Source organism: Amycolatopsis roodepoortensis, assembly GCF_024628825.1.
Lineage (GTDB): Bacteria > Actinomycetota > Actinomycetes > Mycobacteriales > Pseudonocardiaceae > Amycolatopsis > Amycolatopsis roodepoortensis.
The window spans coordinates 1,552,225-1,571,976 of sequence record NZ_CP102415.1 but is presented as its reverse complement, the minus strand read 5'-3'; the positions used below and the strand labels follow the sequence as shown (position 1 = coordinate 1,571,976).

The window sequence follows — 19,752 nt, the reverse complement described above, 5'->3', positions numbered from 1 at the left end:
TCGGCCGCAGCCGGTCGTCCGCAACCACCTCCGCGGCGCGTCGGGGTGACGCCGCGGGCCATACTGTTTCGCTTGTGGCGGAACGAGGTCCGCCTCCGCCGCGTCCTGGATATCGTGGAGATCGACAGCACGCTAGGGGGAACAGTGGTGGGAGAACCGGTCACGGGTACGGCGGCGGGGGTGCCGTTCACCGTTTTGCCGCCATCGGCCGAGGTCAGCGGCCCCGCGCCGGTGGTCGTCGCCTGGCATATGATCGACGCGCCCCGCACCGACGCGGCGTTCGCGGCCGCGCTGCCGCTGGCCGGGGTGCCCGCGTGGCGGGTCTACCTCGGAATGCCGTTGTGCGGCGCGAGAATGGTCGACGGCAGCATGGACGCGGTGGTCGAGCGGGCCGTCCGGGACGCGGTGCTCGCCTACGCCGACCCGTTCGTCCGGCAGGCGGCGCTGGAATTCCCCGCCGCGCTGGCCGAGCTGCGGGAACGCTTCGGTTTCGACACCGCACGAATGGCCGTCGTCGGCGGTTCCCTCGGTGGTGCCGTGGCGCTCACGATCCTGGCCACCAGGGAGATCCCGGTGCGGGCCGCGGCGCTGGTGAACCCCGCCGTCCGGGCGCGGTCGCTGGTCGGTGTGGTGGAAACCATGCTGGAACAGCCCTATTCGTGGACCGACGAAGCGAATCAAGCGGCGGATCAGCTCGACTTCGTCGCACGATCGGGTGAAATCGCGGCCAGGGACACCCAGGTTCCGCTGCTGGTCGTCAGCGGCGAAGAGGATTTCCCCACCTTCCGCGCGGACGCCGACGAACTCGTCGACGCGGTGCGTGCCCGGTATTCCGTGGCCGAGGACGTCCGGTTGCGCAGGCTCCCCGGTCTCGCCCACCCGCTCGCCGAAGACCCGGGTATCGATCCCGCGCCGCAGCTGCCGATCGCGAAGCTGGCCGACGAAGCGGTCACCGAGTGGCTGGAGCGCCACCTGCGCTGACGTGCGTCAGCAGGCCGGTGGCGGCACCGACCGGGACGGCCCGAACTCCAGGCGCAGCTTGTCGGTCTTGGGGATCACGAACGCGACACCGGTCGACGCCCGCCAGTTCGAGGGCAGGAAGACGTACTGGCCACTGGACTGGAGCAGCAGTTTCAGCCCGGTGTACCGGTACTTGTACGCCGATCCCGGGTCGGCGCATTTCACCTGCGTGACACCGTGCGCGGTGAGGTTGAGGCTTTCCGCGCTGTACACCGTCGCGGCAGGCCTGGCCGGGATCAACCCGGACGCCTCGAAGGCGCGGCTCGTGCCGACAGCTCCCGAGTAGTCCCCGACCGCCCAGAAGAGGCCGATGCTCACCAGGGCGTACCCGGTCACCAGTTCGGCGACGTTCGACCGGGTGCTCCCGGTGCGGCGCGAGGTCCAGTGACGCCAGGAGAAGAGCGCCATCAGGACCCCGAGCGCGAAGCCGACCCCCGGAAGGCCGGGACGGTCGCGAAGGGGTTCCGGGTCGAGCGCGATCACGGTCGTCAAGGCCAGCAGCGCGAGGCCGAGGACGCCGGCGACGGGGGCGCAGATCCGCAGCAGTCGTGACCAGGAAGCCTCGCCGAGGCGGATCTTCAGGAACCTGGTCAGGACGAGGAAGAGCAGCGCGGCGCCCGCGACGCCGGTCAGGGGCAGGAGCACCCCGTCGACGCCGCGCCCGAAGATCTCGTCCGGCGTCTGGCCGAGCAGGGTGTAGTGCACGCGGAAGTAGGCGAAATACGTCTGCGTGTAGACGAGCCCGAAGTAGTAGAGCAGCGCGGTGAGCAGGGTCGTGTTGGCCAGGACCGCGCCGACCAGCTTGAGCGCGTGCGCCGGGCCCGCCGCGGGTTCGGGCTCCGGAGGCGCGGGGGCGCGGAGCCCCCGCCGTAGTGGCCGCCGGACGGTCATCCGCCGGTGGTTTCGCTCGGCTGCGCGCTTTCCGACTTCGACGGAGCCGAGCTTTCGGTCTCGCACGTCCTTGCCTGGATCGTGATCTTCTTGCCGGGACGGACCGGGTTCGGGCCGATGCTGCGGATACAGTTCCCCGCCTTCTCGTCCGCGATCACGACCGTGACCCCGCACCGCCGGGAACTCTCGCAGAGGCGTTCGAGGTTCTGCTCGATCGCGCGTTTGGCGGTCTCGGGGTCGGTGCCGAGCAGGTCGCTGTTGTACTTGATCGGGCTCCCGGGGACGACGCCGGGCGGACGAGAATCCTCCGTGCGGCCTGGTGCCGTCGGAGTCACCTCGGAAGACGCCGTCGGGGCTATCTCCGTCGTCAAATCGCCCGGCGCCGTGTCGCGGGGTGTGGACGTTCCTTCGCAGGCCGCCGCGAACCCGAGTGCGGCGATCGCCAGTGCCGTGCCGAACAGCCGTTTCATGGACCTCACCGTCCCTGGGGAAGACGTCCTTCTCGATAAGGACGCGGAACGAGGGCTCCCTGATACGTCCCGGCTTGGTCCGTTCGGGCGTATTCCCGGGGAATCCGCCCTTTCGGGCAATTCCGGGTGGACCGGAGCACGACAACTTCGCGGACCGGCCTTCCGGCACGCCCGAAATTATGTTAAGAAACTTTACTAACTAACAGGAGGCGCGTTTTGAGTTCATCCCCGCGGCCGGGGCTCGAGCGGAAGATTGGGCCGCTCCAGGCGACCGCCATCAACATGACCCAGATGTGCGGGATCGGCCCGTTCGTCACCATCCCCGCGATGGTGGTGACCCTCGGCGGCCCGCAGGCCATGTTCGGCTGGCTCATCGGCGCGGTGATCGCGCTGGCCGACGGCCTGATCTGGGCCGAACTCGGCGCCGCCCTCCCCGGCGCCGGCGGCACCTACGTCTATCTGCGCGAGGCGTTCGGCGCGCGTACCGGCAGGCTCATGCCGTTCCTGTTCGCCTGGAGCGCGGTGCTGTTCATCCCGCTGATCATGTCCACCGGCATCATCGGGCTCGTCCAGTACCTCGGATACCTGGTCCCCGGGGTCGCCGACGACGGCGGGACGACGGCGCTCGGCAAGGTCATCGGCCTCGGGGTCATCGCCCTGATCGTGCTGGCGTTGTTCCGCAAGATCGGCGAGATCGGGAAGCTGACCACCGTCCTGTTCGGGATCATGCTGTTCGCCGCCCTCTCGGTGATCGTCGCGGCCTTCACCCATTTCGACGGCGCGCAAGCGTTCGCCTTCACGCCCGGCGCGTTCTCGTTCGACGGCGGCGCGTTCTGGGCGGGGCTCGGCGCCGGGCTGATCATCGCCATCTACGACTACCTCGGCTACAACACCAGCGCCTACCTCGGCGGCGAGGTGCGCGACCCGGGCCGGACGCTGCCGCGGTCGATCATCCTCTCGATCCTCGGCATCATGAGCCTGTACTTCCTGCTGCAGCTCGGGGTGCTCGGCTCGATCCCGCTGGAGGAACTGAAGAACGCCACTTCGGTCGCCTCCACCGTGCTGGAACAGGCGTGGGGCACCGGCGCGGCCAAGGCCATCACCGTGTTCATCGTGATCGCCGCGATCGGTTCGGTGTTCGCCGGTCTGCTCGGCGGTTCGCGGGTCCCGTTCGAAGCGGCGCGGGACAAGGTGTTCCTGCCGGTGTTCGCCAAGCTGCACCCGAAGCTGAACCTGCCGACCGCGGGGGTGCTGACGATGGGCGTCATCGCCGCGATCGGCTCCCTGTTCACGCTGACCGCGGTGATCAACGCGGCGGTGACGGTGCTGGTGATCGTCCAGTCGCTCGCGCAGGTCGCGGCGATCGTGGTGCTGCGGCGGCGACGTCCGGACCTGCACCGGCCGTACCGCCAATGGCTCTATCCGATCCCGACGGTCATCGCGCTGCTCGGGTGGGTCTACATCTACTTTTCCGCCACCTGGCTCTCGATCGGGCTTTCGGTGGGCTGGATCGCGCTCGGCGTGGCGGCGTTCTTCGCCTACGCCAAGGCGGAGCGCGTGTGGCCGTTCGGGCCAAAGGGGATTCAGGAAGCGTTCGCGGGGGCGGCAGAGGGGAACGGGAAGTGACGGGGGAAGAACTGATCCTGGGGATCGACTTCGGCGGGACGAAGGTCGCGATCGGGCTTGCCGACCGGGCCGGGAGCCTGCTGGTGACCCGGCGGCTGGACACCGACGCCCAAGCGGGCGCCGGGCAGGTGGTGAGCCGCGCGCTCGCCGCGGCGCGGAAACTGCTCGCCGACGAAGGCGCCGCGGACCGGCTCGTCGCGATCGGCGTGGTCAGCCCGGGCATCGTGCTGGAGGACCGCATCCTGCTCGCGCCCAACGTGCCGGGCTGGGAGGAACTGCGGCTGCGTGACCTCGTCGCCGCCGAGTTCGAGGGGCTGCCGATCGCGGTGGGCACCGACGCCAAGGCGGCGGCGCTCGCGGAATGGCGGTGGGGGGCGCTGGCGGACACGGATCCGGCCGTGTTCCTCTCGCTGGGGACCGGGATCGCCGCGGCGGTCCTGGTCGGTGGCCGGCTGCTGGCCGGCGCCAACGGCGCTGCGGGAGAGATCGGGTACAACCTCCTCTCGCCGCAGGACACCGACGGATTCGCCGGCGGAGCGGCGCCGCTGGAGGAAGCCGTCGGTGGGCGTGGGCTGGGCGGCCGGGCGAGTGCGCTGCTCGGCCGCCCGGTGACCGCGGGCGAGCTGTTCGGCCTCGCCAGGGAGAACGCGCAGGCCAAGGAGCTGGTCGGCGCGGCGCTCGACGAACTGTCGATGCACGTCGCGAACCTCGCCATCGCGCTCGACCCGCAGCGCATCGCCGTCGGCGGGGGACTGGTGCGCTCGGCCGACATCCTGCTGCCCGCGCTGCGCGAGCGGCTCGCCCAGGCCGTCCCGTTCCCGCCGGAACTGGTGTCGGCGAAATTCGACCAGGACGCGTCGCTGCTGGGCGCGATCGCGATCGCGCTGGACGCCTAGCGAGATCACCGACCGAAGCCGCCGGGCGCCCGCTAGATCCGATCTAGCGAATGTCCGGCGGCTTTCTCGCGCCCAAGGGGTGAAGCGAGAGGAGGTCGGTCATGGACGCCAGTCCGCTGCGGGTCGCGGTGATCATCGGGAGCACCCGCGAGGGGCGGGTGGGGGAGGCCGTCGGCAAGTGGTTCACCGGCCGGGCGGAGCATCGGGACGATCTCGTCACCGAAGTGCTCGACCTGGTCGACTTCGACCTGCCCGCGGGACTGCCGGAGCATCCGACGTCCGACATGAAACGGTTCGCGGGGCTGGTCGACGAGGCCGAGGCGTTCATCGTCGTCACGCCCGAGTACAACCGCAGTTTCCCGGCGTCGCTCAAGCAGGCGATCGACTGCGCCTACGACGAGTGGCGCGCGAAGCCGGTCGGTTTCGTCTCCTACGGCTACCGCTCGCAGGGGCTCTACGCCGTGGAGCAGCTGCGCACGATCTTCACCGAATTGCACACGGTGACCATGCGCGACACCGTGGCCTTCAACCTCCTCGACGGCACCTTCGCCCGCGACGGCACCCCGTTCGACAGCGACGGGCAGGGACAGGCCGTGACCACCCTGCTCGACGAGCTCGCCTGGTGGGGCCTCGCCCTGCGCGAAGCGCGCGCCGCTCGCCCCTACGTCTGCTGAATACTTCTGAAAGGAAACGGAAAATGAGTGAACTGGCCATCGAAGCCACGGGGCTGGTCAAGGTGTTCGGGGACAACCGCGCGGTCGACGGGATCGACCTGCAGGTCCCCGCCGGCACCGTGTACGGCGTCCTGGGGCCGAACGGCGCCGGCAAGACCACCGCGGTGAAGATGCTCGCGACCCTGCTCCGCCCCAACGGCGGGGAAGCACGGATCTTCGGCAAGGACGTCGTCCGCGACGCCGACGCGGTCCGGTCCATGGTGAGCCTGACCGGGCAGTACGCCTCGGTCGACGAAGACCTGACCGGCACCGAGAACCTGGTGCTGATCGGCAGGCTGACCGGGCACCGCAAACCGGCCGCCCGCGCCCGGGCGGAGGAACTGCTCGCGGCGTTCGGCCTGACCGAAGCCGCGGGCAGGCAGGTGAAGAACTACTCCGGCGGGATGCGGCGGCGGATCGACATCGCCGCGAGCATCCTCAACACCCCGGACGTGCTCTTCCTCGACGAGCCGACGACCGGGCTCGATCCCCGCAGCCGCAACCAGGTCTGGGACATCGTGCGCGCCATCGTCAAGCACGGCACCACGGTCCTGCTGACCACGCAGTACCTCGACGAGGCCGACCAGCTGGCGTCCCGGATCGCGGTCATCGACCACGGCAAGGTGATCGCCGAAGGCACCAAGGGGCAGCTGAAGGCGTCGGTCGGGGCAGGCGCGGTCCACGTCCGGCTGCGCGAGGCCGACCAGCGTGCCGAGGCCGAAGCGCTGCTCGTCCGCAGCCTGGACGCCCAGGTGCTGCTGGAGCCGGACCCCGTCGCGCTCACCGCGCGGCTCACGGGCGAAAGCACCGAACAGGGTGCCGCCGAGCACGCCGCGCGCGCACTGTCCGAACTCGCGCGCGCCGGCATCGTCGTCGACACCTTCTCCCTCGGCCAGCCGAGCCTCGACGAGGTCTTCCTGGCCCTGACCGACCGCACCGCCACGCCTGAGGAGAGTGCGGCTTGACCGCGGAATCAAGTCCGCCACCGGTATTTCCGGCGGCCGAAAGGCGCACCAACCCAACTCGCTCGCGCGGTACTGAGGAGAGTGCGGCTTGACCGCGGAATCAAGTCCGCCACCGGTATTTCCGGCGGCCGAAAGGCGCACCAACCCAACTCGCTCGCGCGGTACTGAGGAGAGATCAGCTTGAGCACCACGGCAGTCAAAGACAACGAACCCGTTCTCGCGGCACCGAAGGCGGAGGATCTCGCCGCCGTCCTGATCGCGAAGAACCGCCCTCAGCGCCCCAGCGCGCTGTCGACTTCGGTCACCTTCGGGTGGCGCGCGATGCTGAAGATCAAGCACGTGCCCGAGCAGCTGTTCGACGTCACGGCGTTCCCGATCATGATGACGCTGATGTTCACCTACCTGTTCGGCGGCGCGCTGTCCGGTTCGCCGACGCAGTACCTGCAGTTCCTGCTGCCGGGCATCATGGCGAGCAGCATCCTGATGATCACCATGTACACCGGGATCTCGGTGAACACCGATATCGAGAAGGGGGTGTTCGACCGGTTCCGCACGCTGCCGATCTGGCGGCCGTCGGCGATGGTCGGCTACCTGCTCGGCGACATGCTGCGGTACCTCATCGCGTCGCTGGTGATCCTCGGCGTCGGGCTGATCATGGGCTTCCGCCCCGCCGGCGGATTCGGTGGCGTGGCCGCCGCGATCCTCCTGCTGCTGGCGTTCTCGTTCGCGTTCTCGTGGATCTGGACGATGTTCGGCCTGCTGCTGCGCAGCGAGAAGTCGGTGATGGGGGTCAGCATGATGGTGCTGTTCCCGCTGACCTTCCTCAGCAACATCTACGTCAATCCGGAGACGATGCCGGGCTGGCTGCAGGCCTTCGTCGACGTGAACCCGGTGACCCACGTGGTCGCGGCGGTCCGCTCGATGATGGACGGCAACTGGGACGGCGGCGAGATCAGCTGGGTGCTGATCGCCGGCGCGGTCATCCTCGCGATCTTCGGCACCTTGACGATGCGCCTCTACAACCGCAAGTGACCTGGGGTCGTGAGTGTTCCGGCGATCCGGAACACTCACGCCCCGCTTGCGGCTTCGCGTGATCAGGCGGACGACACGCGTGTTTGGACGGACGCCTCACGGCGGAACCGGGCCACGCGCGTGTCGTCCATCCAGTCACGAGTGTCGTCCGTTCAGTCACGCGCGCCGTCCCTCTGATCACGCGTGCCGGCCGGTTCGTACCGGAGATCTCGCGGCTCACAGCCGCCAGGGGACCTTGTCTTCGGGCGCGTACCGGCACGAGGAACCGGTGTTGACCGCCGCGCGCAGGTGCGCGGCCAGCGCCGGATGCTGCTCGTCCAGTTTGCGCAGGGTGTCCCGGATCCGGGCGGTCACCGTCTTGCGGGCGCGTTCCGCCTCGTCACCGAGCCGCCGGGTCCGGCCCCCGAGCCCGGCCGCGGACCGCAGCTCGGCGAGCAGCGCGTCCCGTTCACGGTCCAGCGTGGCGGCGCGCGCGTCCTGGCCCATCCCGGTCGCGGTGTCGATCAGTTCGTCCAGTTCGTCGAGCCGCGCGCGGTACCGGGCCTTCGCCTCGTCGTCGAGGACGGCGTCTCCGCCGAGGCTCTTCGCGGCGACGACCACCTCGCCACCTTCGGGATCGAGCAGCCGCACGGCCGGCACTTCCGAACCCGGCCTGCCGAGCAGGAAGTGCAGGTCCCGCAAGCCTTTCGAGTCCGGAAGGTGGGCGGTGACACCGTCGAAGTGCAAGGTCCACACGGCATCGTCGCGACGGAACTCCGCCCTCGGCGCCGCCTGGGCCCGCGTCTCCTCCCGCGCCTTCGTCATCCTGGCCACGACCGGCCGCATGCCCAGCGCGGTGGCTTCTTCGGTCACTTCGGCCAGGAGGGCCGCCGCGGCCGCCGCGTCGCCTTCGAGATTCCGGCCGAGCAGCGCCTTCACCAGCCAGGACTTGGCTTCGGTCGCCCAGACCGTCGCCCGGAGGCGATCCGCGGAGAGCGCGGCGCCGCGCAGCCGGTCCACCGCGTCGTTCCAGCGTTCCTGCGCCAGGTCGAGCCTGCCGAGCCAAAGGTCGACCGGGCCGGAGATCTCGCAGCCGTACAGGGAGACCAGCCACTCCCCGCTGTAGGGCGCGAGCGGCGCGCGGGCCGCTTCGCAGCGCTCGGGATCGCGGGAGACCGCCGCCGTCTGCGCCTGACAGCGCAACCACAACGCTTCCAGATCGCGAGGGTACGGCTTCACGTCGGCCGCGAGCTCGGTGAGCCGGACGGCTTCCCCGACGTCCTCACGCTGGGCCGCGGTGATCGCCTCCAGCATCCGGCCGTAGACGTATCCGCTGCGCGAGATCTCGCGGTGCAGCCCGGCGAGATCGTCGAACCGCCCCTCCAGGCACCACCGGATCCACCGCTGCAGCTGGTGCAGGTCGGCGAAGTGGGGATGCTCGTCGCCGGCGTGACACGAGACCACCTGATGGATATACGCCTCGGCTTCGGCGAACCGGCCCTGGAGGGTGGCGATGATGCTCTGATCGATCCGGGACGCCAGTTGCGAACTCGGCGCCCTGCCGGTGGCCGCCAGCGCGAGAAACTCTTGGTACTGCTCGAAATACCGGGGCTCGCCCTGTTCGAGCTGCGCTACCCACTTGAAGGACGCCGCGTAGTGCTCCAATTCCGGATTCGCCGTGCGACGGCCGACGGCGACCAGCTCGTCGGTGAGCCGTTCCCGCTCCGCGGCGCTGCCCGGCCCCCAGATCGCGTCGTGCCGTGCCCACAAACCGAACAACAGCGCGGAATCGTCCTGGTCGGCGCGGGCGGTCATCATGACGCGGGCGGAGAGCTCCTGCGTCATCTCCTCGACGGTGAGCTCCTGCCCGGGCTCGCGGCCGCAAAGCCGCGCGTGCGCTTCGGTGAGCACCTTGACCGTCTCGTCGACCCGGACGCTCTTGTGATCGGCGCGGACGAGGGTCAGCGCCAGGCGGGCGAGGAGATCGTCGTCGTCGAGATCATGGATGAGCGCGGAAACCTCGTCGAGGACCTGTCTGCCCTCGTCCGATTCGTGATGGCGGGTCAGATGCGCGCCCAGTTCGAGGGCGATGACCGCCTGTCGCCGCCGGTCCTCGGCGATCTCCAGCGCCCGCCGGTAGTGCGTGGTCGTCTCCTCGATCGCCATCCGGCCGGTGGCGTCGATCGCGGCGGCCAGCAACAGGTCGATGGCCTCGTCCGGATCGAGTTCCCGTCCGGCGAGCAGCGCGTGACGGGCCAGGTCCGCGGGGAAGAGGCTGTCCCGTGACGCCGGCGTCTCGCGGACGGCCGCGACGACGGCGGCGTGCTGCTTCCGGCGGTCCGACTCGGAGAGACTCGCGTACAGCGTTTCGCGGACGAGGTCGTGGGCGAAGGCGAAGCGTCCTTGTCCTTGCACCACCACGAGTCGTGCCGCGACGGCCTGGTCGAGCAGCCGGTCGACCTGGGGAACGGGTGCCGACGCCACGCCCGCGAGCAGCCGGCGGTGGAACTCCCTGCCGAGTACCGACGCGGTGGTCAGCAGATCGAGGACCGGCTGGGGCAGCAGGGAAAGCCGTCGCTGCAGAGCGTCGGCCACGCCGGGGGCGATGGTCTCGGCGGAACCCCCGCTGTGCCAGAGCCGCGCCGTCTGCTCGACGAAGAACGGGTTGCCGCCGGTGCGGCGGTGGACCTCGGCGACCAGCGCGTCGTCGGGTGCCGCGCCCGCCGTCCTGGTCATGAGCGCGCCGACCTCGTCCGGTTCGAGGCCGGTGAGAGTGACCGAAGTGGCCTTCGTGAGCAGCGGCATCATGAGCGAGCGAAGCGGGTGATCGGTCGCCTCGACCTCGACATCCCGGTAGGTGCCGATCAGCAGCAGCCGCTCGAACCAGGTGTGCTGCGCGGCGAATTCGAGCAACCGCAGCGACGCGGCGTCGGCCCAGTGCAGATCGTCGAGCACCACCACGATCGGCCGGTCCTGGGAGGCGGCGACCAGCACGCTCGTCACCGCGTCGTACAGCCGGAACCCGTCGGCCGCGCCGTCGCCGCGCGCCTCACCGAGCAGGACGTCCAGTTCGCTGTCGGCCATCGCGGCCCAGCGGCCCTGCCCGACCGCGCGCCGCAACCCGCGGACCACCTGTGTCCACGGCCAATAGCCCGGTGCGCTCGCCGAGTCCCAGCAGGACCCGTTGAGCACCAGGGCGCCAAGGCGTTTCGCCTCGTCGGCGGCGCCGGTGACGAGCGTGGTCTTGCCGATCCCGGCCTCGCCGGTGACCAGCACCAGCCCGCCGTGGCTTTCGGCGGCACGGGCGATCTCCGCGCGGAGAACCCCCGCGGGATGGTCACGTCCGATGAGCGCGGCTGACATGTCCGAATCCTCCCAGTAAGGTCCGACAATCTCACGACGCGCGCCCGATGTCAGGCGTTACCCCCGGTCCGTCGTGACCGACGGTGACCGACGTCTCCCGGTCGCCGGGAACCCCCGGCGTGCGAAAACCGACTTTCTGGACGTGACTAATCGAGTGGGACGGCGGGTGAACAGCCGTCGAAATTCCTGCCCCGCGGGGCGAAGGCGGCCTGTTGTGCCAGGTCAGGTGATCGGCGGCTGGAGTAGGGTGCGGGGTATGGGGAGCATTCGCTCGCGCGTGCTGGCTTGGATCGGCCGGCGCTACCTCGCGCGTCAGCAGAAGAACGGTTTCGACCTGTCCAAGATGTCGATCATCCCGGACAACGCGCTGCTGCCGCTCAAGCGCGACGGTCTCGACCCGGTGGCCGAGCTGGGCCGGATCCGCGCGACGGAGCCGATCAGCAAGCTCGACCTGCCGTTCGGGATGAACGGCTGGCTGGTCGCCGGCTACGACGAGGCCAAGGCCGTGCTCGGCAAGGTGAGCGAGTTCAGCAACGACTTCACGAACCTGGTCGGGAACGCCGGCGTCACCGAGGACCAGAACCCCGGCGGGCTCGGGTTCGCCGATCCGCCGGTGCACACCCGGCTGCGGCGGCTGCTCACGCCCGAGTTCACCATGCGGCGGCTGTCGCGCCTGGCGCCGCGGATCGACGAGATCGTCGCCGACCAGCTCGACGCGATGGCGAAGGCCGACGGTCCCGTCGACCTTTGGGAGGCCTTCGCGCTGCCGATCCCGTCGCTGACGATCTGCGAACTGCTGGGCGTCCCGTACGAGGACCGCGACGATTTCCAGCGGCTGAGCACCGCCCGGTTCGACCTCTTCGGCGGCGCGGGCGCGTCGCTCGGGGCGATGACCGAGTCACTGTCCTATCTGGACGAGATCGTCAAGAAGCAGCGCGAGAACCCGGGCGACGGCCTGCTCGGCATGCTCATCAAGGAGCACGGCGACGAAATCGACGACCGTGAACTCGCCGGCCTCGCCGACGGCGTGCTCACCGGCGGGCTGGAGACCACGGCGAGCATGATCGCGCTCGGCGCGCTCGTGCTGCTCAAGGACCGCTCGCTGTTCGAGACCGTCCGCGGCGACGACGAGGCGGTCCACAAGTTCGTCGAGGAACTGCTGCGCTACCTGACCGTCGTGCAGATGGCGTTCCCTCGGTTCGCCAAGGAGGACATGGAGGTCGCGGGCGTCCGGATCGCGAAGGGCGACATCGTGCTCGTCTCGCTCAGCGTCGCGAACCGGGACGGCGACCTCGGCGAGGACATGGAGAAGTTCGACGCGACCCGCGAGCCGACCTCGCACCTCGCCTTCGGCTGGGGAATCCACCGGTGCATCGGTGCCGAACTGGCCAGGATGGAACTGCGCACCGCGTATCCCGCGCTGGTACGCCGGTTCCCCGAGATGCGGCTGGCGATCGAACCGGACGCGGTCGGCTTCCGGAAGGTCTCGATCGTCTACGGCGTCGACGCGTTGCCGGTGCTGCTGGACTGAACCTCAGGCGACTCCTCTCGGGCGGAACTGGATGCTGATCCTCGGCCCGACCGGTCTGGCGGTCTTGGGGACGGCGTGTTCCCAGGTCCGCTGGCAGCTGCCGCCCATGACGATCAGGTCGCCGTGGCCGAGGGCGTGCCGGACGGTCTCGCCCCCGCCACGCGGCCGCAGGGCCAGCTGGCGGGCGGCGCCGACCGAGACGATCGCCACCATGGTGTCCTCGGTGCGGGACCGGCCGGTGTCGTCGCCGTGCCAGGCGACGCTGTCGCGCCCGTCCCGGTAGAAGCACAGGCCGGACGTCACGAACGGCTCGCCGAGCTCGTCCGCGTAGTGCGCGGAGAGCGTCTCCCTCGCCTCTGTGAGGATCGGGTGGGGGAGCGGCATGCCTTCGCGGTAATAGCTCAGCAGCCGGGGGACGGCGACGACGCGGTCGTACATCTGCCGCCTTTCGGCGTGCCATGGCACGTCTTCGGCGAGCCGGGTGAACAGCTCGTCGGCGCCGGCGAGCCAGCCCGGCAGCACGTCGATCCAGGCGCCACGGGTCAGCTCGGTGCGCCGGAGCCCGTCGAGCGAGCCCAGCCCGAGCGCGGCGCACTCGTCGAACAGCGAGGCTTGAAGCGCGGGTGTCATGGCAACCGAACCTACCCCCGTTCCGCTCGTTTGTCGAACGGGTGTTCGAGTGGCACGATGGTTCGCATGATCGACACAGCGAAGTCCGCCGACGGGACACCGATCGTCTTCGAACGACGTGGCGCCGGTCCCGTCGTGGTCGTCGTCGCGGGCGCGGGCAACGATCGGCACGGTGACGAACCGCTGGTCGCGGAGCTGACGGCCGAGTACTCCGTGGTGACCTACGATCGGCGGGGCCGCGGCGACAGCGGGGACACCGCGCCGTACGCGGTCGAGCGCGAGATCGAGGATCTGGCCGCGGTCGTCGCCGCGCTCGGCGAGCCGGCGATCGTGCACGGCATCTCCTCCGGTGGCGCGCTCGCCCTCCTCGCCGCCGCGGCGGGAGTGCCGATGGCCCGGCTGTCGGTCTTCGAGCCGCCCTATCGCGGCGAAACGGAAGACGTTCCCGAGGGATACGCCGAGCGGATGCGCGAGCTGGTCGCGGCGGATCGCTGGGACGACGCCGCCGCCCTGTTCATGATGTCCGCGGTCGGCGCCCCGGAGGAGGCCGTGGCGGAGGCCAAGGAGACGCCGGTGTGGGCCGAACTGCGGTCGTTCGCGCCGACGCTCGTTTACGACGCCTTCGTGATGCGGGACTCCAAGGTGCCCGGCGAGCTGGCGTCGATCGCGACGCCTGTCCTCGTGGTGAACAGCAACGGCAGCACGGACTGGCTGAAGGCCGCGGCACTCGTCACCGCGAAGGTGGTCCCTGGGGCGCTCCAGGTCGGGCTGGACGGCGAGTTCCACAGTGTCCCGCCGGAGCGGCTCGTACCGGAACTCAGCGCGTTCTACCGGGATCCTCGGTGAGGCGCAGGTACGCCGCGCCCCGCGGGGAGATCCGGTAGCCGACTTCGAGGCTGAGTGTCAGGCCGAGGTTCTTGAGCTTGCGGATATCGACCTTCAACGGATCCTTCTCGCGGCCGAGGAGGTCGGCGAGTTCCTGTGCGCGGCGTCCGGGATTGTCTCGGATGAGGCGCAGGGTCTCGTGTGTCCACGGATGCCGTCTGTCCATCTTGGACAGACGGCGGCGGATCGTCTCCACGTCCTTTTCGGACAGTTCGGCGTCCGCGCTGAGCGCGCGCCGGGGGTCGGGCCCGAGATGGCGCAGCTGGACGCGGTACACCGGGGCGTCCGCGGGGCCGCGCAGCGTGCCCCGCACCGCGTTCGCCGACTCCGCGCCGGACCGGCGGGCGTCGGCGTCGGTGATGGCGGCTGGGTCGACGATCTCGACCGAGACGACCTCGATCACCCCGGCCTCCAGGCGCATCACGTCACCCGGGTGGACGTTCTGTTTCGACCAGCGCCGGAAGGCCAGGTCGATCGTCCCGGCCGCCAGTCCTTCGAGGACCGTCAAGGAGAGGATCACCGTCGTTACCCAATCAGCGGGACGCCGGGGCGTCAACGTCTTGTCCGATGACGGTTCGCGCTCGTACAGTCGCAGCCTGGTCCTGGTCTGGACCATCACCGCCGCCCTGAGTGTGCAGGAGGCAGGATGCGGAGACGACTTCGGACCGCCGGGGTGGTCACGGCGGCCGTGCTCGGCCTGATCGCGTCGGCGATGCCGGCGACCGCCCAGGTCGGCACCGGGCCGTGGACGGCGGAGAATCCGTCGTTCAACGTCCAGGAACGCGGCTGTGGCAACGTCGACGGGCTGAACTTCGAGCTGACCTGCTCCACCGGAAGCGGTGATCAGCGGGCGGAACGGCGCTACGTGACCTACACCGGCGGGACCCGGCAGTTCGAGGGATCGTTCCGGATCACCAGCATGGCGGGTAGCCGGATCAGCCTGAAGCAGACCTTCCGCGACGCGCCGACCGCCGGGCCGTACTTCATGCTCGCGGTCGAACGCGGCGGGCGGCTCTACGCCGTCCACGGCGGGGACACGCTGGGGAGCGGGGCGACCGTCGGGACGTCCGTGCGGGTCAACACCGTGCACCAGGTCGGGAGCACGCACAAGGTGTACATCAACGGTTCGCTGAAGCAGACCGTGAGCAGCAGTTCCGGGAGCTACTACGACAAGTTCGGCGCCTACCGGACGGCCAGCGGCGCCGGGCCGGTCAAGGTGACGTGGAGCGGGATCAAGTTCTGGCGGAAGTGAGCCCGAGTCCGTGAAGGCCTTCTTCGCTCAGGAGGCCTTCACGACTGGGGCCCGCGGCGCCACGCGTCGAGGTCCGTCCACGCCTGGAGCGTCTGCCTGCTCTCGAACCGGCGTCGTTCCCCGGTGACCGGATCGGTGAATTCGAGGACCTTCGCCAGAAGTTGCAAGGGTTCGGTGAAGTCGTCGAGCGGGGTTTCGGTCAGCTCCGGGTAGAAGTCGTCGCCGAGGATCGGCAACCCGAGTCCGCTCATGTGCAACCTGAGCTGGTGGGTGCGGCCGGTCGCGGGGATCAACCGGTAGCGGCCGAGGCCGTCGCGGTGTTCGATGAGCTCGACCCGCGTTTCGGCGTTGGGTGGCCCGTCGACCTCCTGCGCGGCGATGACCCCGCGTTCCTTGACGATGCGGCTGCTGATCTCGCGAGGCAGCGCGATGTTCGGGTCGTACCGGGCGATCGCCTCGTATTCCTTGTGCACCAGGCGATCCCGGAACATCGTCTGGTATTTCCCGCGGACCTCGGGGGTGATCACGAACAGGATGAGCCCCGCGGTGACCCGGTCGAGCCGGTGGGCGGGGCTGAGCCGGGGAAGGTCGAGCTCGCGGCGCAGGCGGACCAGCGCGGTCTGCAGGATGTGCCGCCCGCGCGGGATCGTCGCGAGGAAATGCGGTTTGTCGGCGATGAGGAAATGCTCGTCGCGGTGCACGACGGAGACCTCGAACGGCACCTCGACCTCGTCGGGCAGGTCGCGATGGAACCAGATGAACGAGTCCGGCACGAACGGGGAATCGACGCCCAGCGGCCCGTCGAGCCCGACGATGCGCTCCTCCCGGAGCATCTCCTCGATCCGCTCGGGCGCGACGCGGGGAAGCCGCTCGACGAGGTGCTCGCGCAACGTCGTCCACGGCCCCTCGGCGGGCATCTTGAGCCTCGCGGGATCGAGCCCGTGACGGGGCGGGAGCGGCGGGCGGAGCTTGCGTCTCATCACCGGGCACTCTAGCCGTGTGGGCTCGTCCGTCCTGGTCGCGGGCGGGTGCCGCCGGGCGTCGGCTGGCGGCGGGGTGTCGCGAAAGCCAGGCGGATTCATGCGGTGGTCGCAACGTGCTCTGTTTAGGACAGTAGCGTGGTGAGTTTTTCGAGTGGGGTGTGCCAGTCCAGTGTTTTGCGGGGGCGGCTGTTGAGTCGTGCGGCGACTGCGGTGAGGTGTTCTGCGGTGTGCTGGTGCAGGTTGGTCCCTTTGGGGAAGTACTGGCGAAGCAGGCCGTTGGTGTTCTCGTTCGTCCCGCGTTGCCATGGGGAGTGCGGGTCGCAGAAGTAGATGGCCAGGTCGGTGGCGAGGGTGATGTCGGCGTGACGGGCCATCTCGTTGCCCCGGTCCCAGGTCAGTGACCGCCGCAACTGGTGCGGGAGGGTCTGGATCGCGTCGATCATCGCGTCCCGGACCTGGATCGCGTCGTGGCCGTGGGGCAGGTGCAGCAGTACGACGAACCGAGTGGAGCGTTCCACGAGGGTGCCGATCGCGGACTTGTTACCGGCACCGGTGATCAGGTCGCCTTCCCAATGCCCCGGGACTGCCCGGTCCTCGGCTTCGGCCGGCCGTTCGCTGATCTCGACGAGGTCAGGGATCCGTGACCGTCGTGCCTGTGCTTGCTTGCGCGGGCGGCGCAGCGCCCGTCCTGTCCGTAAACACGCGGTGAGCTCGCGGCGCAGCGCTCCCCGGCTCTGCACATACAAGGACTGGTAGATCGTCTCGTGTGACACTCGCATCTCCGGCCGGTCGGGGAACTCCATCGCCAGCCTGGCTGTGATCTGCCCCGGAGACCACTCCTGCAGCAACCGCGCCTGCACATGATCCCGCAACTCGCGATTACCGGCCTCGGCCAGCTTCGCGGTCTTCGGCCGCCGGGCCCGATCCCGCGCCGCCGACTCCGCCCGATGTGCTCGATACCCGCCCCGGCCACCATTGTTCGTCACCTCCCGGCTGATCGTCGACGGGGCCCTGCCCAGCTGCCGAGCGATCTCCCGATACGAGAGATCCCCGGACAGACCACGAGAAATCTCCTCCCGCTCAGCCAAACTCAGATAGCGCTCACCCAACGAGCCAGGTGCGTTCCCGATCACCCCGCCAGCCTGCGCGAACCACCGCCGCCCGGTCTCGTGCGACACATCCACCAAACGGGCTGCAGGCTTGGGCAGACACCCCGCCCGCACCGCATCCCAGAACCGCACCCGCACCACACGCGGCAACACCAACCCACCAGCCACCACAACTCCCAGCTCACGAAGGATGTTGCAACGACCCCATGAATCCGCCCCACTTTCGGGACATCATGCGTCCCGAAAGTGGCTTTCGCGACATCTCCGGAGTTATCCACAGTGTGGCTGGTGTGACGAGTTGTCCACAGGTAGCGCCGAAGACACTGGTGGCCGCGGGTCGGCGAGGTCGACGATCACGAGGTGCAACCTGGAGACTGGGCCCGTGATCCCGAGGGGCTCTACCAACACAGTCGTGGCGGCGTGATCACCGTTGCCCGGTTGACGGAACTCGGCGTTCCGTCGAGGACCTGCTATCGACGGTGCCGTCCGGGACAGCGGTGGCGCCGTCTGTTACCGGGAGTCTTGATGCTCAATTCCGGCGAGCCGACGCGACGGCAGCTCGTCGACGCAGCACTTCTGTACGCCGGGCCGGACGCGGTGGTGACGGGAGCGACCTCGTGCCGTCGGCAAGGGTTGAAGATGCTGCCGGACGGTGACTTCCGAGTCCATCTTCTGGTGCCCCTCGAGCACAAGGTCGGCAGTTCCGGGTACGTGATCGTCGAACGAACGACCCGGCTGCCGCAGGCGGTCGTGTCCGGCGGAGTGCCGCTGGCACCGCTGGACCGTTCGGTACTCGACTGCTGTCGCCGCCTTGGCTCGCGCCACGAGGTTTCCGCTCTGCTGGCAGAGGCGGTGCAGCGGGGCGCGAGACTGCCGGAGCTGTTCGCCGAACTCGATGCCGGAAGCAGTCGCGGCACCGCGATCCCGCGCGAGGCGTTGCATCGGATCGCCGACGGAGCCCGCTCGGCCGCGGAGGTCGACGCGATGAAGGTGTGGCGGATGAGCGGCTTGCCGGAACCCTTGTGGAATCACGAGTTGCGGGATGAGAACGGCGAATACATCGCGACCGCCGACGGGTACTTCGCGTCGGCCGGGATGGCCTGGGAGATCGATTCGTACGACTTCCACTTCGGCAAGCAGCAGTACGCCGCGACGGTGGCGAGAAACGCCAGGTACGCGGCTGCGGGGATCGTCGTTCTCCAGACCTTGCCGAGCCGGTTACGAACGGAGCCGAAGCAGGTGGCCGCCGAACTCGTAGCCGCCTACCGTGCTGCCGAAGCGCGCACGCGACGGGCGGCCTGATCCCCCGGTGGCCGCGCTTCGGTGTCGCAAAAGCCACTTTCGGGACATCAGGTGTCCCGAAAGTGGCTTTCGCGACACCGGCTTCCCGCGGGCGGCAACACCGGGCGGAGGAGGGGAGGGCGCCCCAGCGGATCAGGAGCCGGCCTGGTTCCGGTACCGCGCGAGGTACCGCTCGGTCACCTCGGCTTCCGCGACCGCCACGGCCTCCGCGCGCGTCCGGCGCCCGATACCCGGCGGGAAGCCGTTCTTGGCGAGCCGGTGCTCGATGCTCTCCTCCATGTACGCCATCGAGTAGAAGTACGCGACGAGCGCGGCCATCAGCACGATCGCCAGCCGCAGGGTGAGCGGGCCGGGCAGGAGCAGCCACACGGCGCAGAGCGGCGCGATCATCACCGTGCTGCGGGCGACGTGCCGCCAGCGCCAGCTTCCCGTGGTCGCGTCGTGGAGGATCCAGGCGTGGTAGCGCTCGGGCAGCCTGCCGCCGAGTGAGTACCACAGCCAGCGGAACACGTCCGGGCGCTTGCGGGGCATCGGGCGACTCCTTCCGTCGATGCCGCCACAGTACACTAACGATTAGTACGCTAAACATTAGCGTCGCGGCTAGGATCGGCGGCATGAACTCGAAGGGGCCGGAGATGAAGTCGATCGATCTGGGCGAGGACCCGCTCGCGCTCGAACGTCAGGTGTGTTTCGCGCTGTCGGTCGCGTCGCGCAGCGTCATCGCCATCTACCGTCCGCTGCTGGAACCCCACGGGCTCACCCATCCGCAGTACCTCGTCATGCTGGCGCTGTGGGAGCGCGGCCCACAGGCGGTCAAGGACTTGAGCGTTACCCTGCGCGCCGAGCCCGCGACGCTGTCACCACTGCTCAAGCGCCTGGAGACGATCGGTTACGTCACGCGCAGGCGCAGTTCCGAGGACGAGCGGCTGCTGACGGTCGAGTTGACGGAATCCGGTCGCGCGTTGCGCGCGGAGGCGGAAAAGATCCCGTACCGCGTCGTGGAGAAGCTCGGCATGGAGGTCTCCGAGCTGGAGGCGCTGCACAAAGCACTGACCCGCGTCATCGAAGCCACGGCTTGAGCGAACCGAAACCGTGGTGTGACGAA

Annotated in this window: 19 protein-coding genes; 11 read left to right on the top strand and 8 right to left on the bottom strand. The window is 69.4% G+C overall.

Features of this window, described 5'->3' with window-relative positions; translation table 11 throughout:
* The first annotated feature begins 147 nt into the window (after positions 1-147).
* The gene (locus tag NQK81_RS07440) at positions 148-981 is read left to right on the top strand and encodes an alpha/beta hydrolase family protein (RefSeq protein ID WP_257487628.1); all 834 of its coding nucleotides are present in this window, start codon (positions 148-150) and stop codon (positions 979-981) included.
* A gap of 6 nt (positions 982-987) precedes the next feature.
* Here NQK81_RS07440 and NQK81_RS07435 read toward each other — a convergent pair whose 3' ends face one another.
* Together NQK81_RS07435 and NQK81_RS07430 are read right to left on the bottom strand one after the other, a co-directional pair.
* Positions 988-1,911, bottom strand: coding sequence for a hypothetical protein (locus tag NQK81_RS07435; RefSeq protein WP_257487627.1), 924 nt, complete (start codon positions 1,909-1,911; stop codon positions 988-990).
* On the bottom strand, positions 1,908-2,381 hold the full coding sequence (locus tag NQK81_RS07430) for a hypothetical protein (protein ID WP_257487626.1): 474 nt from the start codon (positions 2,379-2,381) through the stop codon (positions 1,908-1,910). The genes NQK81_RS07435 and NQK81_RS07430 overlap by 4 nt, the downstream gene beginning before the upstream one ends.
* Before the next feature lie 216 nt (positions 2,382-2,597).
* Here NQK81_RS07430 and NQK81_RS07425 point away from each other — a divergent pair, with 216 nt between their 5' ends.
* The 5 genes from NQK81_RS07425 (at position 2,598) to NQK81_RS07405 (ending at position 7,613) form a co-directional block, all read left to right on the top strand.
* Positions 2,598-4,007, top strand: a complete 1,410-nt coding sequence (locus NQK81_RS07425; RefSeq protein WP_257487625.1) for an APC family permease — start codon at positions 2,598-2,600, stop codon at positions 4,005-4,007.
* Positions 4,004-4,903 carry an ROK family protein gene (locus NQK81_RS07420; protein ID WP_257487624.1) on the top strand — a complete coding sequence of 300 codons (900 nt, stop codon included), beginning with the start codon at positions 4,004-4,006 and terminating at the stop codon, positions 4,901-4,903. The genes NQK81_RS07425 and NQK81_RS07420 overlap by 4 nt, the downstream gene beginning before the upstream one ends.
* Before the next feature lie 101 nt (positions 4,904-5,004).
* Entirely contained in the window at positions 5,005-5,577 is a 573-nt protein-coding gene (locus tag NQK81_RS07415) for an NADPH-dependent FMN reductase (RefSeq protein ID WP_257487623.1), read from the top strand.
* 23 nt (positions 5,578-5,600) lie between these two features.
* Positions 5,601-6,581: an ATP-binding cassette domain-containing protein gene (locus tag NQK81_RS07410; RefSeq protein WP_257487622.1), complete on the top strand. Its 981-nt coding sequence runs from the start codon at positions 5,601-5,603 to the stop codon at positions 6,579-6,581.
* Positions 6,582-6,761: 180 nt separating this feature from the next.
* The gene (locus NQK81_RS07405) at positions 6,762-7,613 is read left to right on the top strand and encodes an ABC transporter permease (RefSeq protein WP_126735834.1); all 852 of its coding nucleotides are present in this window, start codon (positions 6,762-6,764) and stop codon (positions 7,611-7,613) included.
* Positions 7,614-7,829: 216 nt separating this feature from the next.
* Here the strand turns inward: NQK81_RS07405 and NQK81_RS07400 are convergent, their stop codons facing one another.
* On the bottom strand, positions 7,830-10,955 hold the full coding sequence (locus NQK81_RS07400; RefSeq protein ID WP_257487621.1) for an ATP-binding protein: 3,126 nt from the start codon (positions 10,953-10,955) through the stop codon (positions 7,830-7,832).
* Positions 10,956-11,211: 256 nt separating this feature from the next.
* Here NQK81_RS07400 and NQK81_RS07395 point away from each other — a divergent pair, with 256 nt between their 5' ends.
* Positions 11,212-12,486 (top strand): cytochrome P450, encoded by a 1,275-nt coding sequence (locus NQK81_RS07395; protein WP_257487620.1) that lies wholly within the window; start codon positions 11,212-11,214, stop codon positions 12,484-12,486.
* Positions 12,487-12,489: 3 nt separating this feature from the next.
* Here NQK81_RS07395 and NQK81_RS07390 read toward each other — a convergent pair whose 3' ends face one another.
* Positions 12,490-13,116: an alpha-ketoglutarate-dependent dioxygenase AlkB gene (locus NQK81_RS07390; protein ID WP_257487619.1), complete on the bottom strand. Its 627-nt coding sequence runs from the start codon at positions 13,114-13,116 to the stop codon at positions 12,490-12,492.
* A gap of 66 nt (positions 13,117-13,182) precedes the next feature.
* On the opposite strand from NQK81_RS07390, the gene NQK81_RS07385 reads away from it, so the two are divergent.
* Positions 13,183-13,962: an alpha/beta fold hydrolase gene (locus NQK81_RS07385; RefSeq protein ID WP_257487618.1), complete on the top strand. Its 780-nt coding sequence runs from the start codon at positions 13,183-13,185 to the stop codon at positions 13,960-13,962.
* Here the strand turns inward: NQK81_RS07385 and NQK81_RS07380 are convergent.
* Positions 13,934-14,617 (bottom strand): hypothetical protein, encoded by a 684-nt coding sequence (locus tag NQK81_RS07380; RefSeq protein ID WP_306856035.1) that lies wholly within the window; start codon positions 14,615-14,617, stop codon positions 13,934-13,936. The two genes, NQK81_RS07385 and NQK81_RS07380, sit on opposite strands and share 29 nt — an antisense overlap.
* A gap of 30 nt (positions 14,618-14,647) precedes the next feature.
* On the opposite strand from NQK81_RS07380, the gene NQK81_RS07375 reads away from it, so the two are divergent.
* Positions 14,648-15,253, top strand: a complete 606-nt coding sequence (locus NQK81_RS07375; protein ID WP_257487617.1) for a LamG-like jellyroll fold domain-containing protein — start codon at positions 14,648-14,650, stop codon at positions 15,251-15,253.
* A 38-nt stretch (positions 15,254-15,291) separates the two neighbouring features.
* On the opposite strand, the gene NQK81_RS07370 is transcribed toward NQK81_RS07375, so the two are convergent.
* Positions 15,292-16,233, bottom strand: a complete 942-nt coding sequence (locus NQK81_RS07370) for an RluA family pseudouridine synthase (protein WP_257487616.1) — start codon at positions 16,231-16,233, stop codon at positions 15,292-15,294.
* A gap of 125 nt (positions 16,234-16,358) precedes the next feature.
* Entirely contained in the window at positions 16,359-17,516 is a 1,158-nt protein-coding gene (locus NQK81_RS07365) for an IS30 family transposase (protein WP_371878853.1), read from the bottom strand.
* 354 nt (positions 17,517-17,870) lie between these two features.
* Between NQK81_RS07365 and NQK81_RS07360 the strand changes: the two genes are divergently transcribed.
* Positions 17,871-18,647 (top strand): hypothetical protein, encoded by a 777-nt coding sequence (locus NQK81_RS07360; protein ID WP_257487615.1) that lies wholly within the window; start codon positions 17,871-17,873, stop codon positions 18,645-18,647.
* A gap of 132 nt (positions 18,648-18,779) precedes the next feature.
* On the opposite strand, the gene NQK81_RS07355 is transcribed toward NQK81_RS07360, so the two are convergent.
* Positions 18,780-19,178, bottom strand: a complete 399-nt coding sequence (locus NQK81_RS07355) for a DUF5313 domain-containing protein (protein ID WP_126735841.1) — start codon at positions 19,176-19,178, stop codon at positions 18,780-18,782.
* A gap of 104 nt (positions 19,179-19,282) precedes the next feature.
* Here NQK81_RS07355 and NQK81_RS07350 point away from each other — a divergent pair, with 104 nt between their 5' ends.
* A complete protein-coding gene (locus NQK81_RS07350) occupies positions 19,283-19,726 on the top strand; it encodes a MarR family winged helix-turn-helix transcriptional regulator (protein ID WP_257489712.1) in 444 nt (147 codons plus the stop codon).
* Positions 19,727-19,752: the final 26 nt, after the last annotated feature.

Excerpts from the sequence above, each read along its gene's own strand:
- NQK81_RS07360 (WP_257487615.1), top strand. The coding sequence starts at position 17,871 with ATGCTCAATTCCGGCGAGCCGACGCGACGGCAGCTCGTCGACGCAGCA.
- NQK81_RS07430 (WP_257487626.1), bottom strand. The coding sequence starts at position 2,381 with ATGAAACGGCTGTTCGGCACGGCACTGGCGATCGCCGCACTCGGGTTC.
- NQK81_RS07400 (WP_257487621.1), bottom strand. The coding sequence starts at position 10,955 with ATGTCAGCCGCGCTCATCGGACGTGACCATCCCGCGGGGGTTCTCCGC.
- NQK81_RS07415 (WP_257487623.1), top strand. The coding sequence starts at position 5,005 with ATGGACGCCAGTCCGCTGCGGGTCGCGGTGATCATCGGGAGCACCCGC.
- NQK81_RS07350 (WP_257489712.1), top strand. The coding sequence starts at position 19,283 with ATGAAGTCGATCGATCTGGGCGAGGACCCGCTCGCGCTCGAACGTCAG.
- NQK81_RS07375 (WP_257487617.1), top strand. The coding sequence starts at position 14,648 with ATGCGGAGACGACTTCGGACCGCCGGGGTGGTCACGGCGGCCGTGCTC.
- NQK81_RS07410 (WP_257487622.1), top strand. The coding sequence starts at position 5,601 with ATGAGTGAACTGGCCATCGAAGCCACGGGGCTGGTCAAGGTGTTCGGG.
- NQK81_RS07385 (WP_257487618.1), top strand. The coding sequence starts at position 13,183 with ATGATCGACACAGCGAAGTCCGCCGACGGGACACCGATCGTCTTCGAA.
- NQK81_RS07355 (WP_126735841.1), bottom strand. The coding sequence starts at position 19,178 with ATGCCCCGCAAGCGCCCGGACGTGTTCCGCTGGCTGTGGTACTCACTC.
- NQK81_RS07370 (WP_257487616.1), bottom strand. The coding sequence starts at position 16,233 with ATGAGACGCAAGCTCCGCCCGCCGCTCCCGCCCCGTCACGGGCTCGAT.
- NQK81_RS07395 (WP_257487620.1), top strand. The coding sequence starts at position 11,212 with ATGGGGAGCATTCGCTCGCGCGTGCTGGCTTGGATCGGCCGGCGCTAC.
- NQK81_RS07380 (WP_306856035.1), bottom strand. The coding sequence starts at position 14,617 with ATGGTCCAGACCAGGACCAGGCTGCGACTGTACGAGCGCGAACCGTCA.
- NQK81_RS07435 (WP_257487627.1), bottom strand. The coding sequence starts at position 1,911 with ATGACCGTCCGGCGGCCACTACGGCGGGGGCTCCGCGCCCCCGCGCCT.
- NQK81_RS07390 (WP_257487619.1), bottom strand. The coding sequence starts at position 13,116 with ATGACACCCGCGCTTCAAGCCTCGCTGTTCGACGAGTGCGCCGCGCTC.